This is a genomic window from Maricaulis sp. (genome assembly GCF_030149515.1).
Taxonomy (GTDB): domain Bacteria; phylum Pseudomonadota; class Alphaproteobacteria; order Caulobacterales; family Maricaulaceae; genus Maricaulis.
The window spans coordinates 81,590-95,923 of sequence record NZ_JASBRI010000015.1 but is presented as its reverse complement, the minus strand read 5'-3'; the positions used below and the strand labels follow the sequence as shown (position 1 = coordinate 95,923).

Below are 14,334 nucleotides of genomic sequence, written 5' to 3'. Positions count from 1 at the left end.
GTCTTGTATCCTATAATGAAAGCATGCGTGAAATGAATTCCGACGCCATCTATATCGCGCTTGGCGCCAACCTTCCATCCGGTGATCTCACGCCGCGGCAGACACTGGCCGCCGCGCTGGCGGCGCTGGAAGACGATGGGGAGATTGCGGTGGCGGCACGCTCCTCCGACTGGTCGAGCCCGGCCTGGCCGGATCCTGCGGACCCGGCCTATGTGAATGCGGTTGCGCAACTGGAAACCGCGCTGTCGCCGCGGGCGCTGCTGGACCGGCTCCATGCCGTCGAGGCCGCCTTCGGGCGCGAGCGCACCGTGCGCAACGCGCCGCGGCCGCTGGATCTCGATCTCGTCGACTTTCGCGGCTGTGTGGATGCGGATGCGCAAGGCCTTGAAATCCCGCACCCCCGGGCGCGCGAACGCGCCTTCGTCCTGCTGCCCCTGGCGGAAATCGCACCGGACTGGACCCATCCGCAAAGCGGTGAGGGAATCGCAGCCCTGATCGCGGCCTTGTCAAAGACCGACCGCGACGCCACATGCAAGCTGCAACCGGTCGATCCCCACACATCCGCAAGCCTTGCTTTTGCAGGGCGGGAGGGGTAGGGAACGCGGTTCCAAACTCCAGCGCTGGTTCAAGGAGATCGCGCGCATGGCTCGCGTCACCGTCGAAGATTGTATCGAAAAAGTCCCCAATCGCTTCCGCCTCGTCCTGCTGGCGGCGCATCGCGCCCGCAATATTTCGGCCGGCTCGGCGCTGACGATCGAGCGGGACAACGACAAGAATCCGGTTGTCGCCCTGCGTGAGATCGCCGACGAGACGCTGGACATGGACGGGCTGAAGGACAGCCTGGTCAACGGTCTCCAGCGCGTGCTTCCCAGCGAGGACGAGGAAGAGGCTGCCAAGCAGGACGCTCCACCGGAGATGGAAGCCCTGCCGGCTCCGCCCGTCGAGATGGACGAGGCCGAAATGCTCAAGGCTCTGCAAAATGACAGGGATGGCGCGCCTGACGGCCGTCTCTAGACTGCCGTGACACTCGGCGCGACGTCATCCGACCTGGCCTCGCCGCCGCCCGCCATACCCAGCGCGGACGAGCTGATCGGCCGTATCCAGCGGTATTTCCCGAAAGTCGATCCGGACTTTGTGCGGCGGGCGTATGGCTTTGCCGAGGAAGCGCACCGGCCGCAGCGCCGGGCCTCGGGCGAGCCCTATTTCGCCCATGTTGCCCAGGTCGCGATGATCCTGGCCGATCTGCGCATGGATGTGGCCACGGTTTGCACCGGCCTGTTGCACGACACCGTCGAGGACACGCCGGCCACGCTGGAAGACATTACCCGCGAATTCGGCGAGGAGACGGCCAGCCTGGTCGACGGGGTCACCAAGCTGGGCCAGATGGAGCTGCGCTCCAAGCGCACCAAACAGGCCGAAAACCTGCAGAAACTGGTCGTGGCGATCTCGGCCGATGTGCGCGTTCTGATCGTGAAACTGTGCGACCGGCTGCACAATATGCGGACGCTGGATGCGATTTCGCGCCAGGACAAGCGCGAGCGTATCGCCTTGGAAACGCTGGAAATCTATGCCCCGCTGGCGCGGCGCATCGGGATCAACCGGGTGTGCGTGGAGCTGGAGGACCTGGCCTTCCAGCACATCAATCCGGCCGCCCATGAATCGATCACCAAGCGTCTCAAACTGTTGCGCGACCAGCATGCGCACGAGGTATCCGCCGTATCCGAAGCGATCACCGACCATCTCGCCAGCGCCGGTATCGAGGCGCGCATTTTCGGCCGCGAAAAGCGGCCCTATTCGATCTGGCGCAAGCTGGAGCGCAAGGGGCTGACCTTCGAGGAGATCGCCGACATCTACGCCTTCCGCCTGATCGTGGGGACGCCGGACGAATGCTATCGTGCGCTCGGCGTGATCCACCAGGCCTGGCGCTGCATGCCCGAGCGGTTCCGCGATTTCATTTCCCTGCCCAAGCCGAACAATTACCGCTCCCTGCACACCACGGTGATCGGCCCGCACAATGTGCGCGTCGAGCTGCAGATCCGCACCGAGGAGATGGAAGCGGTGGCCGAAAGCGGTGTCGCCGCGCACTGGCGCTACAAGAATTCCACCTACACCTATGATGCCGATGCGGCCCAGGCCGCCGGCGGCGATCCGCTGGAGCGCCTGCGTCCCTTCGTGGAGATCCTCAACCAGGGCGGCGATCCTGACGAGTTTCTCGAGCACGCCAAGCTCGAGATGTTCGCCGACCAGGTCTATTGCTTCACGCCCCAGGGCGACCTGATTTCCCTTCCTGCGGGAGCAACGCCGCTGGATTTCGCCTATGCCGTGCATACCGAGCTGGGCCACACCACGGTGGCGGCCAAGATCAATGGCCGCGAACGGCCGCTGCGTACGCAATTGCGCAATGGCGATGTGGTGCAGATCGTCAAGGGCGGGGTCCGCCAGCCGCCCCAGGGCTGGGAAAACCTGGCCATTACCGGCCGGGCCCGTGCCGCCATCCGCCGCCTGATCCGCGAAAGCGAGCGCGACGAGTTCCACCGCATCGGCAAGATCATGGCCGAACACGCTTTCCGCCGCGAAGGCCGCACCCTGATCGAGGGCGATCTGAAGGAAGCGCTGGCGCGGCTGGACATCAAGGATGTCGACGAACTCTACGAGAATCTCGGCCGCGGCCGGGTCTCGACCCACGATCTTCTCAATGCCGCTTTCCCGGGGCGCCTGGACGAGCGCGGCGACGTCACCGGCCGGGAACTCATCCAGGACGAAAAGGCCCGCCTCTTCGTGCGCGGCCGCGGGCTCACGCCGGGGGTTACGCTGCACTTTGCCGATTGCTGTTCGCCACTGCCCGGCGACCGCATTGTCGGCCTGCTGATCCCGGAAAAGGGGATCGAGATCCACACGATCGACTGCGAGGCCCTGGCCGAGCACGAGGATGCCGACATGGATCAATGGCTCGACCTGGCCTGGACGGCCGAAGCCGAAGCCAATGCCGTATCCATGGCCCGTATCGAGGCGGTGCTGCACAACGGGCAGGGCGTGCTGGCCGAGATCGCCAAAACCGTCTCCGAGAATCGCGGCAATATCGCCAGTGTGAAGACGCGCCGGCGTTCCCAGGACTTTTTCGACATGGAATTCGATGTCGAGGTGTTCGACACCCGCCATCTCGCCAATATCCTGGCGGCGCTGCGCATGTGTCCCTCGGTCGTCTCGGCCGAGCGCATGCGGGCTGAAATCGAGGAGATCAAAGAGTAGATGACACGCGACGAAGTCCTGGCCGAATTCCGCGCCGCCGGAGCCCTTCTGGAAGGCCATTTCATCCTGTCCTCGGGACTGCGCAGCCCGGTTTTCCTGCAAAAGGCCAAGGTGTTCGCCGATCCCGCTCGTACGGAAAAACTGTGCAGGGCGCTGGCCGGGAAGGTGAAGGCCGAGCTGGACGACGAACCGACCGTCATCGTCTCGCCGGCCGTGGGCGGCATCGTGCCGGGCTATGAAACGGCGCGGCAGATGGGGCTCAAGGCGCTTTATGTTGAACGCGAGAACGGGGAATTCACCCTGCGCCGCGGCTTTGAACTCTCTGCCGGCGACAAGGTTCTGGTCGTCGAGGATATCGTCACCACCGGGCTTTCCTCGCGCGAATGCATCGAGGCCATCAGGGCGACGGGCGCGACGGTTGTCGCCGAGGCCTGCCTGGTCGACCGGTCCGGCGGCGAAGCCGATGTCGGCGTGCCGCTGATCGCACTGACCGAATACAAGGTGCCGGCCTATCCGGCCGACCAGTTGCCGCCGGAACTGGAAGCCATTCCGGCGGTCAAGCCGGGGAGCCGAGGCCTGGCATGACACACAATAGGCCGTCCTCCGTGCGCCTGGGCGTCAATATCGACCATGTCGCAACGATCAGGAACGCCCGCGGCGGGGCGCATCCCGATCCCGTGCGCGCGGCGCGCCAGGCGGCCGAAAGCGGTGCGGACGGCATCACCGCGCACCTGCGCGAGGACCGGCGCCACATCACCGATGCCGATATCGACCGGTTGATGGCCGAGATTGAATTGCCGCTGAATCTGGAAATGGCGGCGACCCAGGAAATGCTGGACATCGCTCTGCGCCACAAGCCGCACGCGGTTTGCCTGGTGCCGGAAAAGCGCGAGGAGCGGACCACGGAGGGCGGGCTCGACGTGGCCGCCGGGCACAATCACATCGCGCCCTTCGTGCGCCAATTGGGCGAGGCGGGCATTCGCGTCTCGCTCTTTATCGAGCCCGATCCCGTACAGATCGCCGTGGCCGAGGCCATGGGCGCGGCGGTGGTCGAGCTGCACACCGGCGCCTATTGCGAGGCCGCGCTGGCCGGGGACAGGGCCGAGCAGCAACGCCTGCTCGAACGCCTTCGCGAGGCCGCGGCGGTCGCCCATGCGCGCGGCCTGGAAGTGCATGCCGGCCACGGTCTCACCTACGATACGGTCAAACCCGTTGCCGCGATTGCCGAAGTGGCAGAGCTCAATATCGGCCATTTCCTGATCGGCGAGGCGATCTTCCGCGGCCTGCGCGAGACGGTGGAGACCATGCGCGGCCTGATCGCCGAGGCGCGGGCGGAGATGGCGTCATGATCATCGGCCTCGGCTCCGACCTGATGGATATCCGGCGCATCGAGAAGTCGCTCGACCGGTTCGGCGACCGTTTCGTGCAGCGCTGCTTTACCGAGATCGAGCAGGCCAAGTCCGACCGGCGGCGGATGCGCGCGGCGAGCTATGCCAAGCGCTTTGCGGCCAAGGAGGCGGGGGCCAAGGCGTTGGGCACGGGGATCGCGCGCGGCGTCTCCTGGAAGGAGATCGGCGTGGTGAACCTGCCCGGCGGCAAGCCGACGCTCGCCTTTACCGGCCGGGCGCTGGAACGCCTGCGCCATTTGACGCCTGAGGGTATGGAGGCTCATGCCCATATCACCATCACCGACGATCACCCCTGGGCCCAGGCCTTCGTGGTGATCGAGGCAAGGCCGCTGGGCCACCATCTGGACGGTCTGGCCCATGGCTGATGCGGCGGCAAGGCTGGAAGCGCGCATCGGCTATACCTTCAAGGACAGAGGCCTTTTCGACCGCGCCCTGACCCATGCCAGCTATGGCGACGGGCGCAAGGGCGTGCGCTCCTACGAGCGCCTGGAATTCCTCGGCGACCGGGTGCTGGGCCTGATGACCGCGGAAGCCCTGTTCAAACTCTTCGACAGCGCCAATGAAGGCGCCCTGGCGCCGCGCCTCAATACGTTGGTGCGCAAGGAGACCTGCGCTGCCGTGGCGCGCGAGATCGGACTGGGCGATGCGCTGAAAATGGGCCGGTCGGAAGACCGCGGCGGCGGCCGGGAAAAGGTCTCCATCCTGGGCGATGCCTGCGAGGCGCTGATCGCGGCCATCTATCTCGATGGCGGCCGGCCTGCGGTGCAGGCCTTTTACGACCGATTCTGGGGCAGCCATATCGAGGCGCTCAAGGCCAGGCCCAAGGACGCCAAGTCGGCGTTGCAGGAATGGGCCGCCCGCAAGGGCCATGGCACACCGCGCTACCAGCTCACCGAACGTTCCGGGCCCGATCACCGCCCGGTCTTCACCGTCGAGGTGAGTGTGGCGCCGCTCGACCCGGCGGTGGGCGAGGGCGGATCGAAGCAGGCCGCCGAACGCGCCGCCGCCACGGCGCTTCTCGAACGTGAAGGACAGCATGTCTGAGACCGAACAAACCCGCTGCGGCTTTGCCGCCATCATCGGCTCGCCCAATGCCGGCAAGTCGACCCTGACCAATGCGCTGGTCGGCGAAAAAGTCTCCATCGTCACCCACAAGGTGCAGACCACGCGTTTCGCCGTGCGCGGCGTGGCCCTGGAGGGTCAAGGCCAGATCGTGCTGGTGGATACGCCGGGCGTCTTCGCGCCGAAACGCCGGCTGGACAAGTCCATGGTGGCAGCCGCCTGGGCCGGGGCCGACGATGCCGACGCCATCGTCCATGTCATCGATGCCGGCGCCCGCGCGCGGCTGGAACACGGCGGCGCCAAGAGCGGCGACAAGCGAATGGTCCAGGACGATGAGCGCGTTGTCGAGGGCCTCAAACGAACCGGACGCAAGGCGATCCTGGCACTGAACAAGGTCGATCTGATCGAGCGCGACCATCTGCTGGCCATGTCGCAGGAGTTATACGAAACCGGAGTTTATTCCGATGTCTTCATGATCTCTGCGAAGACAGGGTCCGGTATCAACCAGCTCAAGAGCTTCCTCGCCGGGCTGATGCCCGAGGGTGTCTGGCACTATCCGCCGGACCAGGTCGCCGATCTGCCCACGCGCATACTCGCCGCCGAGATCACCCGCGAGAAAGTCTATCTGCGCCTGCACGAGGAACTGCCCTACGCGTCCATGGTCGAGACCGAGGTTTGGAAACGCCTGCGCGACGGATCGATTAGGGTGGAACAGTCCATCATCGTCGAACGCGAGACCCAGAAACCCATCGTGCTGGGCAAGGGCGGGGCCGCCATCAAGGCGATCGGCGAAGCCGCCCGCAAGGAGCTGGAAGAGGCGCTGGGCTGCAAGGTCCATCTCTTCCTCAACGTCAAGGTCGATCCGAAGTGGATGGCCCGCCGTTCGCACTACAAGGATGTTGGCCTGGATTTCGACGTTTAGGTGCCATCCTGCCCCTTGATGGGGCAGGGGGACCGCCGCGAAGCCGGGGGTGGATGGAGTTGGGGGCGAGGTATCGGATAGCTATCCGCCATCGGGATTCACCCTTTCCGGCCCGAGGCTTTGCCTCGGCCCACCTTCCCCATCAAGGTGAAGGATGTTTTCCTGCGCTTTTCAAGACAGGTCTTCGAGACTCGCCTAAAACCCTCCCATGGAATGGCGTGACAAGGGCATCATTCTCCAGGTGCGGCCGCACGGGGAGACCAGTGCCATCGTGGAAATCCTGACCGAAGGGCAGGGCCGGCATGCCGGACTGGTCAAGGGCGCGCGGTCGCGGGCCATGCGGCCGATCCTGCAGCCGGGCAACAAGGTCACGGCCAGCTGGCGGGCACGGCTGGCGGAGCATCTCGGCCTGTTCCGGATCGAGGCCGACGATCTGGGCGCCGGCGCGGTGATGGAGGATCGGGCGGCCCTGGCGGGGCTCAACGCCGCCTGCGCCCTGGCGATCATGGCCCTGCCCGAACGCGAGGCCCACCCGGCGGTGCATGAAGGCTTCTGTCTCCTGCTCGCCGCGTTCGAAAACCCCGAGGTCTGGCCCGCCCTCTATGTCCGCTGGGAGGCGGGACTGCTGTCCGATCTGGGCTATGGCCTGGATCTGCGCAAATGCGCCGTCACCGGCGCAGCCGACGATCTGAGCCACGTCTCGCCGCGCACCGGCCGCGCCGTCTGCCGCGAGGAGGCTGCTCCCTACGCCGCCAGGCTTCTGGAACTGCCCGGCTTCATGCGCGGCTCCGGCGAGATCGCCGAGCGCGATATCGCGAAGGGGCTGGAACTGACCGGCTATTTCCTCGAACGCCGCGTGCTGTGGCCGGTGGACAAGCAATTGCCCGAGGCGCGAGTGCGGCTGATCCAGGAACTGGAGCGGGCGGGGCTGATGTAGGGCGGTGAGGCCTTCTTGCACACCGGCACACGCCCGGGTCCTTGTTCCGGGGGGTAGAGGAGTAGATTTGAGATAAGGCGCGACCGCCAAAGCCTACACGCCCAGCCCGTCCAGCCGTTCCGCCAGCGCGTCCGCCTCCGCCGGCGACAACGCCTCCAGCGCATCGTCCAGCGCGGGACGATACACCTCCCACATCGCGTTGCGCATCTGGCGCCCCTGTTCCGTCAGCCGGACGCGCAGGCCGCGGCCGTCTTCGGGACAGCGGAGCTTTTCGATCAGGCCGGCGGTTTCCATCCGGGTGAGGAGACGGGAGAGATTGTGCTGCTGCATCAGGAGCCGCGCCTCCAGTTCCACCGGGCGCAGGTAGCAGTCGCACATCTTCTCCAGTTCCCAGAGCACGTCATACCAGGCCAGCGGCGGATGGCCGGCCTGTTTCAGGCGCGTTTCCACGAGGCCGGAGACGCGGGTCCAGGCGCGGTAGAGGGCAATCCAGGCCCGAGCCCTGGCTGAAGTGGTGGAAATTTTCTGGTTCATGCACTTGCATATAGTTTGCCGCTCCCCATTTTCCATGCATCTGCATGAAAAGGGAAGACCGATGACCGCTACAACGCCCCAGCTCCGCCTGATCAGCCACAAGCTCTGCCCCTACGCCCAGCGCGCCGCCATCGCGCTGGCCGAGAAGGGCGTGCCCTTCGAGCGGGTGGATATCGATTTATCGAACAAACCGGCCTGGTTTCTGGAGATTTCCCCGCTGGGCAAGGTGCCGGTTCTGCTGGTCGACGGCCATCCGATCTTCGAATCCGCCGTGATTCTTGAGTATCTGGAGGATACGCTTGAGCCGCGGCTGCACCCGGACGACACGCTGGAACGCGCCCGCCACCGCTCGTGGATCGAATTCGGCTCGGCCCAGCTCAATCTTGTCGCCGGCCTCTACAATGCTCCCGACCGGGCCGGCTTCCAGGAGAAGGCCGCCGCACTCTCCCTCGGATTCGCCCGTCTGGAAGGTGTGCTGGGCGATGGGCCCTATTTCGCCGGCGAGGATTTCTCTCTCGTCGACGCCGTCTACGGACCCGTCTTCCGATATTTCGACACCTTCGACGCGATCGGCGATTTCGGCATCTTCACAGGGCTGGGCAAGGTAAACCGCTGGCGCAGCGCACTGGCCGAACAGCCCTCGGTGCGCGACGCCGTGGGCGAGGATTATCCGGAGCGGCTGCGGGCATTCCTGATCGGGCGGGGGAGTTATGTCTCGACCCTGCTGGGCGCGGAGGTGGAGGCGGCTTGATACCGGCTTGCCCACAGTAAATCCTGCGCCCCAGCCCTGCCTCTCCGGTGCCGTCCGGTATACTGGTCCTCTCCGAATCAAGAGGCGTAGGCTATGGGCGATCATTTCGATCCCGACGGCGGGCATATCATCGAGGAGAAGTTCGACGAGGCGCTGTCGCGGCGCTATCTCGCCTATGCGCTCTCCACGATCACCCAGCGGGCGCTGCCGGATGCGCGCGACGGGCTGAAGCCGGTGCACCGGCGTTTGCTCTACGCCATGCGCGAGCTGAAGCTGAACCCGGACCAGGCCTTCAAGAAGTCGGCGCGCGTGGTCGGCGATGTGATCGGTAAATACCACCCCCATGGCGACCAGGCCGTCTATGACGCGCTGGTGCGTCTGGCCCAGGATTTCGCCTCGCGCTATCCGCTGGTCGAGGGGCAGGGAAATTTCGGCAATATCGACGGCGATGGCGCGGCCGCCATGCGGTACACCGAGGCGCGCCTGACCAGGGCGGCCGAACTGCTGCTGCAGGATATCGAGCACGGCACCGTGGATTTCGAGGAGACCTATGACGGGTCGGAGCGCGAACCCGTCGTCCTGCCGGGCGCCTTCCCGAACCTTTTGGCCAACGGCTCCACCGGCATCGCCGTGGGCATGGCAACCTCCATCCCGCCGCACAATGTCGCCGAGATCTGCGCGGCGGCCATCGCTCTGATCGACAATCCGGACACCGATACCGACGCGCTGATGGCGCATGTGCAGGGTCCGGACTTCCCCACCGGCGGCACGATCGTGGAACCGCAAGCCTCCATTCGCGAAGCCTATGAGACCGGCCGCGGCGGTTTCCGTGTGCGGGCGAAATGGGAGCGGGAAGATGTCGGCCGCGGCATGTGGCGCATCGTGGTCACCGAGATTCCCTATCTCGTGCAGAAATCCAAACTGGTCGAACGCATCGCCCAGTTGATGGATGCCAGGAAGCTGCCGCTGCTGGACGATATTCTCGACGAGAGCGCGGAGGATATCCGCCTCGTGCTGGAGCCCAAATCCAAGCTCGTCGATCCCGACATGCTGATGGAATCCCTGTTCAAGCTCACCGATCTGGAAACCCGGATCTCGCTGAACATGAATGTGCTCGATCCCACCGGTACGCCGCGGGTGATCGGGCTGCGCGAGACCTTGCAGATCTGGCTGGAACACCGTCGCGAGGTCGCCGTGCGCCGGGCCGAGACGCGGCTGGCCAAGGTGGAAGACCGGCTGGAGGTTCTGGCCGGCTATCTCATCGTCTATGCCGATCTGGACGAGGTGATCCGCATCATCCGCTTCGAGGACGAGCCCAAGGCCAAGCTGATCGAGACCTTCGACCTCACCGACCGTCAGGCCGAGGCCATTCTCAACATGCGCCTGCGTGCCCTGCGCAAGCTGGAAGAGCTGGAAATCCGCAAGGAAGACAAGTCTCTCCGCGCCGAACGCACGGCACTGAAACAGCTCATCGGCTCTGTCGAGATCCAGTGGGAGATGGTGCGCGGCGAGATTGCCGAGGTCGGTGAATACTATGCGGAGACAACGCCCCTGGGGCGCCGGCGTTCGGCCTTCGGCGAAGCCCCGGACATTGCCGGCGATGCGCCCATCGAGGCCTTCGTGGTGCGCGAACCGATCACCGCCGTTCTCTCCGAGCGCGGCTGGGTGCGCGCGCTGAAGGGGCATATCAACGACGTCACCGAACTGAAATTCAAGGAAGGCGACCGCTCGGCCTTTGCCGTGAAGTGCGAGACGACGGACAAGCTGCTGATGTTCGCCACGGACGGGAAGTTCTACACGCTGGAAGCCTCCAAACTGCCCGGCGGGCGCGGGCATGGAGAACCGGTGCGCCTGCATGTCGACCTGCCCGAGGACGCCGCGCCGATCGGGCTGTTCAAATACGATCCCGAACGCACGCTTCTGGTGGCCTCGACCGGCAATACCGGTTTCCGCATCCAGGAGAAGGACTGCGTCGCCATGAAGAAGGGCGGCAAGCAGATCCTCAACATCATGGAGGGTGATGAGGCCCTGTTGTGCATTCCGGCGATGGGCGACATGTGCGCGCTGGTCGGCGAGAACAAGAAACTCCTGGTCTTCCCGCTGGAGGAAATCCCGCAAATGTCGCGCGGCAAGGGGGTGCGCCTGATGGGCGGCAAGGGTGCGCGCCTGGCCGACGCCACCACCTTCTCCTCGCAGGATGGGCTGACCTGGCTGGACGGTGCCGGGCGGCGTTTCAATCTGGACGACTGGCAGTTGTGGACCGCCAAGCGGGCCCAGGCCGGCAAGCTGGCCCCGCGCGGTTTCCCGCGCTCGCTCCGCTTTGCGCCGCGCGGCTCGGAATTCCTCGCTTCACAGGCGAAGGCGGAATAGGTAAGTCTCGTAGCTGAAGTTGAAAACGGCCTTGCCGACAGGAGTTGTTCCATGGATGCCGGTCTTATCGTTCTGATCCTTCTCATCGGCCTCGGCGTTGTCCTGGTTGTCATCTACAACCGGCTCGTGGCCTTGCGGCAGACCTGCAACCAGGCCTGGGGCGATATCGATGTCCAGCTGAAGCAGCGCCACGATCTCGTGCCCAACCTGGTCGAGACGGTGAAGGGCTATGCCAGCCACGAAAAGACGACACTGGAAAACGTCACCAAGGCGCGCCAGCAGGCGATCGATGCGGATTCCCTGAAAGGCCTGGCGGAAGCCGAGAACATGCTCTCTGGTGCGCTGCGCCAGCTCTTCGCCCTGTCGGAAAGCTATCCCGTCCTCAAGGCGAAGCAGAATGTCATGTCGCTGCAGACCGAACTGGCCGATCTGGAGAACAAGATCGCCGCGGCCCGCCGCTTCTTCAACAATGCGGTCAACGAGTACAATACCTCGCTGGAGCAATTCCCGGCCGTCGTGATCGGCAATACGATGGGCTTCAAGCCGCGCGAATACTTCGAGGCCGGCGAGAGCGAACGCGCCGCCCCGAAGGTGAAGTTCTAGGCCATGTTCCTGAGCGCGACGGGCCTGCGCTCCCATATCTGGAACAATAATCTCAAATCCGTCCTGTTACTGGCCGGTTTCCCGGTTCTGCTGATCCTTCTGGGCCTGGCCGTGACCTGGCTGACGGTGGGCGTGGCGGAGCCGGCAGTCCACAAGACCGGGGCCGGGATCGTCCGCGATGGCGGGGTGATCGGGGCCGAACTGGCGCGCCTGCCCGCCATTGCGGCCTGGTCGCTGGGCCTGGCGGCTCTCTGGTTCGTCATTGCCTGGTTCTTCCACCAGTCGATGATCAATGCCGCCACGGGAGCCCGGCCGGTGACCCGCAAGGAGGAGATGCGGGTCTGGAACCTCCTGGAAAACCTGTGTATTTCCCACGGAATGACGATGCCGAAACTGGCTGTCATCGAAACCTCCGCGCTCAACGCCTATGCTTCGGGGCTGCGCGAGGGGCAGTACACCGTCACCGTAACACGCGGCCTGGTGGACCGGCTCGACGACCAGGAACTGGAAGCCGTGCTGGCGCACGAGCTTTCCCATATCCGCCACAATGACGTCCGCCTCCTGGTGATCGCCATCATCTTCGTGGGGATCATTTCCTTCGTGGCCGAAATCGTCTTCCGTCGGATCTTCTGGTTCGGCATGCGTGCCGGCGGCGACCGGCGCTCCGGCGGCCGGAGCGGCGGGCTGATCATCGTGGCCGCGCTGGCCATCATTGTCATCGCCTATGCGCTGGCGATCCTGATCCGCTTCTCCCTGTCGCGGCGGCGCGAATACATGGCCGATGCGGGCGCGGTGGAACTGACCCGCAATCCCGACGCCATGATCGCGGCCCTGCGCAAGATTTCCGGCCATGCCGATATCGCGAACGCACCGGACGAAATGCGCGAAATGTTCATCGAGAATCCGAAGACGGGGTTCACCGGCCTCTTCGCCACCCACCCGCCAATCCCCAAGCGGATCGAGATGTTGGTGCAGTATGCGGGGGGCACACCGGGGCTGGGACGCGGGAGCGTGCCGGAGGTGTAGGCGGGCACGCCTGGCCGTTTCGAGGCGTCGTGCTTTCCCTCGCGGCTCCCCTTGTTGGCGTTATGGTGTCGCGGGATCTTGCGCAGGGGCGATCAGGCGTCGCCCCCCTCCTGGTCCCGCCCGACATCCTCCCCATCCTCATCCAGCAGCCCCGAATAGGTCTCCCGGAACAGGAACCACACGGCCGTGAACAGGGCGGCGATCACGGGTCCGATGATGATGCCCACGGCGCCGAAAAGGGTCAGGCCGCCCAGGGTGGAGATCAGCACCATCAGGTCGGACATCTTGGCGTCCTGGCCGACGAGGATCGGGCGCAGGATATTGTCCGACGTGCCCACTACCAGCGCGCCCCACAATGCCAGTGCGGCCGCGGCGGCCGGCTGGCCGGTCGCGGCCAGCCAGATGGCGGCCGGGATCCAGATCAGCGGCGGGCCGATCATCGGAATGATGGAGAGGAGGGCGGCCACGGCCGCCCAGAAGATCGCGCCGGGAACACCCGCCACGAAAAGGCCCGCGCCGGTCAGTGTGCCCTGCACGAGGGCGATCAGGAAGGAGCCCTTCACCGTGGCGCGGATGGTGGACAGCGTCCGTTCGGCCAGGAGTTCGCGGCCCTCGGTTGTCATCGGCAGGAGGGATACCGAGGATGCGGCGAGCTGACGCCCGGTCATCAGGAAGAAATAGAGCGCATAGACCAGGATGAAAAAGTTCAGCGTGGCGATGAGGAAGCCGCCCGTCCCGGCGCGCAGGCTGGACACCAGGAGCCGGCCCAGCGTCGCTGCCAGATTGCCCAGCTGGGCGGTGATCGTGGCCTGGTATTCGATCAGCTCGTCGCGGAAGGGCAGCCAGTCGGGCAGGCCCGTCAGCCCGTCCTCCCGGATCAGGGTCACCTGCTCCTGCACCCAGGGCGTGACCATCTGGGTGACGTCGATCGCCTGTTCGGCGACGACGCCCAGCAGCAGTGCCGACGGGATCACGAAGGCCAGCACCGAGGCCGCCACCAGGATGCCGGCCGCCAGTCCGCGCCGCTCGCCCAGTATCCGCGACAGGCCGTCATGCGGTTTGGCCAGGAACAGCGCCAGTACGGCGGCGAGGAACAGCGCGGCGAGATAATCCCGGATCATCCACAAAAAGACGCCCGAGACGATCAGGGCCAGGGCCGCAATAAAGGCCCGCTGGAGTTCGAGCTTGCGGGTCGGGGTCATGGCCTGTCTCCTTCATCCTCGCCCTCGATGGGGTGAGGCGCGTTCTGCGAAGCAGACATCCTTGTCCGGGGGACAAGGATGAGCAACGAACGGGACCGCTGCGCGAGCAGCGGTGGAGTGGGTGGGGGCGAGGTTTCTACAAACTCGCGCCCACCGGGATTCGCAGCGCTTCGCGCTTTCACCCCTTCCGTCTCGCCACTTCGTGGCGATCCCGTCGGCGCGCCGGATAGTCCCCCGGACTGTCCTTTGGCACCTCCATCCCCATCGAG

The 14,334-nt window shown here is 65.4% G+C and carries 15 protein-coding genes; 13 read left to right on the top strand and 2 right to left on the bottom strand.

What is annotated here, in order from left to right:
* Positions 1-23: 23 nt before the first annotated feature.
* From folK to recO, 9 genes are all read left to right on the top strand, one after another.
* Positions 24-596 (top strand): 2-amino-4-hydroxy-6-hydroxymethyldihydropteridine diphosphokinase, encoded by a 573-nt coding sequence (gene folK, locus Q1U94_RS06955; RefSeq protein WP_300542951.1) that lies wholly within the window; start codon positions 24-26, stop codon positions 594-596.
* Positions 597-642: 46 nt separating this feature from the next.
* A complete protein-coding gene (gene rpoZ / locus Q1U94_RS06950; RefSeq protein ID WP_300542949.1) occupies positions 643-1,014 on the top strand; it encodes a DNA-directed RNA polymerase subunit omega in 372 nt (123 codons plus the stop codon).
* Positions 1,015-1,020: 6 nt separating this feature from the next.
* Positions 1,021-3,249 (top strand): bifunctional (p)ppGpp synthetase/guanosine-3',5'-bis(diphosphate) 3'-pyrophosphohydrolase, encoded by a 2,229-nt coding sequence (locus tag Q1U94_RS06945; RefSeq protein WP_300542947.1) that lies wholly within the window; start codon positions 1,021-1,023, stop codon positions 3,247-3,249.
* Positions 3,250-3,834, top strand: a complete 585-nt coding sequence (gene pyrE, locus Q1U94_RS06940; protein WP_300542946.1) for an orotate phosphoribosyltransferase — start codon at positions 3,250-3,252, stop codon at positions 3,832-3,834.
* The gene (locus Q1U94_RS06935) at positions 3,831-4,598 is read left to right on the top strand and encodes a pyridoxine 5'-phosphate synthase (protein ID WP_300542944.1); all 768 of its coding nucleotides are present in this window, start codon (positions 3,831-3,833) and stop codon (positions 4,596-4,598) included. The genes pyrE and Q1U94_RS06935 overlap by 4 nt, the downstream gene beginning before the upstream one ends.
* Entirely contained in the window at positions 4,595-5,023 is a 429-nt protein-coding gene (gene acpS, locus Q1U94_RS06930; protein WP_300542943.1) for a holo-ACP synthase, read from the top strand. The genes Q1U94_RS06935 and acpS overlap by 4 nt, the downstream gene beginning before the upstream one ends.
* Entirely contained in the window at positions 5,016-5,702 is a 687-nt protein-coding gene (rnc, locus tag Q1U94_RS06925) for a ribonuclease III (protein ID WP_300542942.1), read from the top strand. Before acpS ends, rnc begins: the two co-directional genes overlap by 8 nt.
* The gene (gene era, locus Q1U94_RS06920) at positions 5,695-6,642 is read left to right on the top strand and encodes a GTPase Era (RefSeq protein WP_300542940.1); all 948 of its coding nucleotides are present in this window, start codon (positions 5,695-5,697) and stop codon (positions 6,640-6,642) included. The genes rnc and era overlap by 8 nt, the downstream gene beginning before the upstream one ends.
* A 208-nt stretch (positions 6,643-6,850) precedes the next feature.
* Positions 6,851-7,579: a DNA repair protein RecO gene (gene recO, locus Q1U94_RS06915; RefSeq protein WP_300542939.1), complete on the top strand. Its 729-nt coding sequence runs from the start codon at positions 6,851-6,853 to the stop codon at positions 7,577-7,579.
* 93 nt (positions 7,580-7,672) lie between these two features.
* Here recO and Q1U94_RS06910 read toward each other — a convergent pair whose 3' ends face one another.
* A complete protein-coding gene (locus Q1U94_RS06910; RefSeq protein ID WP_300542938.1) occupies positions 7,673-8,113 on the bottom strand; it encodes a MarR family winged helix-turn-helix transcriptional regulator in 441 nt (146 codons plus the stop codon).
* A gap of 61 nt (positions 8,114-8,174) precedes the next feature.
* Between Q1U94_RS06910 and Q1U94_RS06905 the strand changes: the two genes are divergently transcribed.
* From Q1U94_RS06905 to Q1U94_RS06890, 4 genes are all read left to right on the top strand, one after another.
* The gene (locus Q1U94_RS06905) at positions 8,175-8,864 is read left to right on the top strand and encodes a glutathione S-transferase family protein (protein ID WP_300542936.1); all 690 of its coding nucleotides are present in this window, start codon (positions 8,175-8,177) and stop codon (positions 8,862-8,864) included.
* A gap of 93 nt (positions 8,865-8,957) precedes the next feature.
* Positions 8,958-11,234 carry a DNA topoisomerase IV subunit A gene (gene parC / locus Q1U94_RS06900; protein WP_300542935.1) on the top strand — a complete coding sequence of 759 codons (2,277 nt, stop codon included), beginning with the start codon at positions 8,958-8,960 and terminating at the stop codon, positions 11,232-11,234.
* A 51-nt stretch (positions 11,235-11,285) separates the two neighbouring features.
* The gene (locus Q1U94_RS06895; RefSeq protein ID WP_300542934.1) at positions 11,286-11,837 is read left to right on the top strand and encodes a LemA family protein; all 552 of its coding nucleotides are present in this window, start codon (positions 11,286-11,288) and stop codon (positions 11,835-11,837) included.
* Positions 11,838-11,840: 3 nt separating this feature from the next.
* The gene (locus Q1U94_RS06890) at positions 11,841-12,863 is read left to right on the top strand and encodes a M48 family metallopeptidase (protein ID WP_300542933.1); all 1,023 of its coding nucleotides are present in this window, start codon (positions 11,841-11,843) and stop codon (positions 12,861-12,863) included.
* Between the two features lie 92 nt (positions 12,864-12,955).
* Here Q1U94_RS06890 and Q1U94_RS06885 read toward each other — a convergent pair whose 3' ends face one another.
* The gene (locus Q1U94_RS06885) at positions 12,956-14,065 is read right to left on the bottom strand and encodes an AI-2E family transporter (RefSeq protein WP_300542932.1); all 1,110 of its coding nucleotides are present in this window, start codon (positions 14,063-14,065) and stop codon (positions 12,956-12,958) included.
* Positions 14,066-14,334 lie beyond the last annotated feature (269 nt).

What these genes read in the sequence shown, in the direction of transcription:
- folK (WP_300542951.1), top strand. Translation starts at nt 24, where the DNA reads ATGCGTGAAATGAATTCCGACGCCATCTATATCGCGCTTGGCGCCAAC.
- rpoZ (WP_300542949.1), top strand. Translation starts at nt 643, where the DNA reads ATGGCTCGCGTCACCGTCGAAGATTGTATCGAAAAAGTCCCCAATCGC.
- pyrE (WP_300542946.1), top strand. Translation starts at nt 3,250, where the DNA reads ATGACACGCGACGAAGTCCTGGCCGAATTCCGCGCCGCCGGAGCCCTT.
- Q1U94_RS06935 (WP_300542944.1), top strand. Translation starts at nt 3,831, where the DNA reads ATGACACACAATAGGCCGTCCTCCGTGCGCCTGGGCGTCAATATCGAC.
- acpS (WP_300542943.1), top strand. Translation starts at nt 4,595, where the DNA reads ATGATCATCGGCCTCGGCTCCGACCTGATGGATATCCGGCGCATCGAG.
- rnc (WP_300542942.1), top strand. Translation starts at nt 5,016, where the DNA reads ATGGCTGATGCGGCGGCAAGGCTGGAAGCGCGCATCGGCTATACCTTC.
- era (WP_300542940.1), top strand. Translation starts at nt 5,695, where the DNA reads ATGTCTGAGACCGAACAAACCCGCTGCGGCTTTGCCGCCATCATCGGC.
- recO (WP_300542939.1), top strand. Translation starts at nt 6,851, where the DNA reads ATGGAATGGCGTGACAAGGGCATCATTCTCCAGGTGCGGCCGCACGGG.
- Q1U94_RS06910 (WP_300542938.1), bottom strand. Translation starts at nt 8,113, where the DNA reads ATGAACCAGAAAATTTCCACCACTTCAGCCAGGGCTCGGGCCTGGATT.
- Q1U94_RS06905 (WP_300542936.1), top strand. Translation starts at nt 8,175, where the DNA reads ATGACCGCTACAACGCCCCAGCTCCGCCTGATCAGCCACAAGCTCTGC.
- parC (WP_300542935.1), top strand. Translation starts at nt 8,958, where the DNA reads ATGGGCGATCATTTCGATCCCGACGGCGGGCATATCATCGAGGAGAAG.
- Q1U94_RS06895 (WP_300542934.1), top strand. Translation starts at nt 11,286, where the DNA reads ATGGATGCCGGTCTTATCGTTCTGATCCTTCTCATCGGCCTCGGCGTT.
- Q1U94_RS06890 (WP_300542933.1), top strand. Translation starts at nt 11,841, where the DNA reads ATGTTCCTGAGCGCGACGGGCCTGCGCTCCCATATCTGGAACAATAAT.
- Q1U94_RS06885 (WP_300542932.1), bottom strand. Translation starts at nt 14,065, where the DNA reads ATGACCCCGACCCGCAAGCTCGAACTCCAGCGGGCCTTTATTGCGGCC.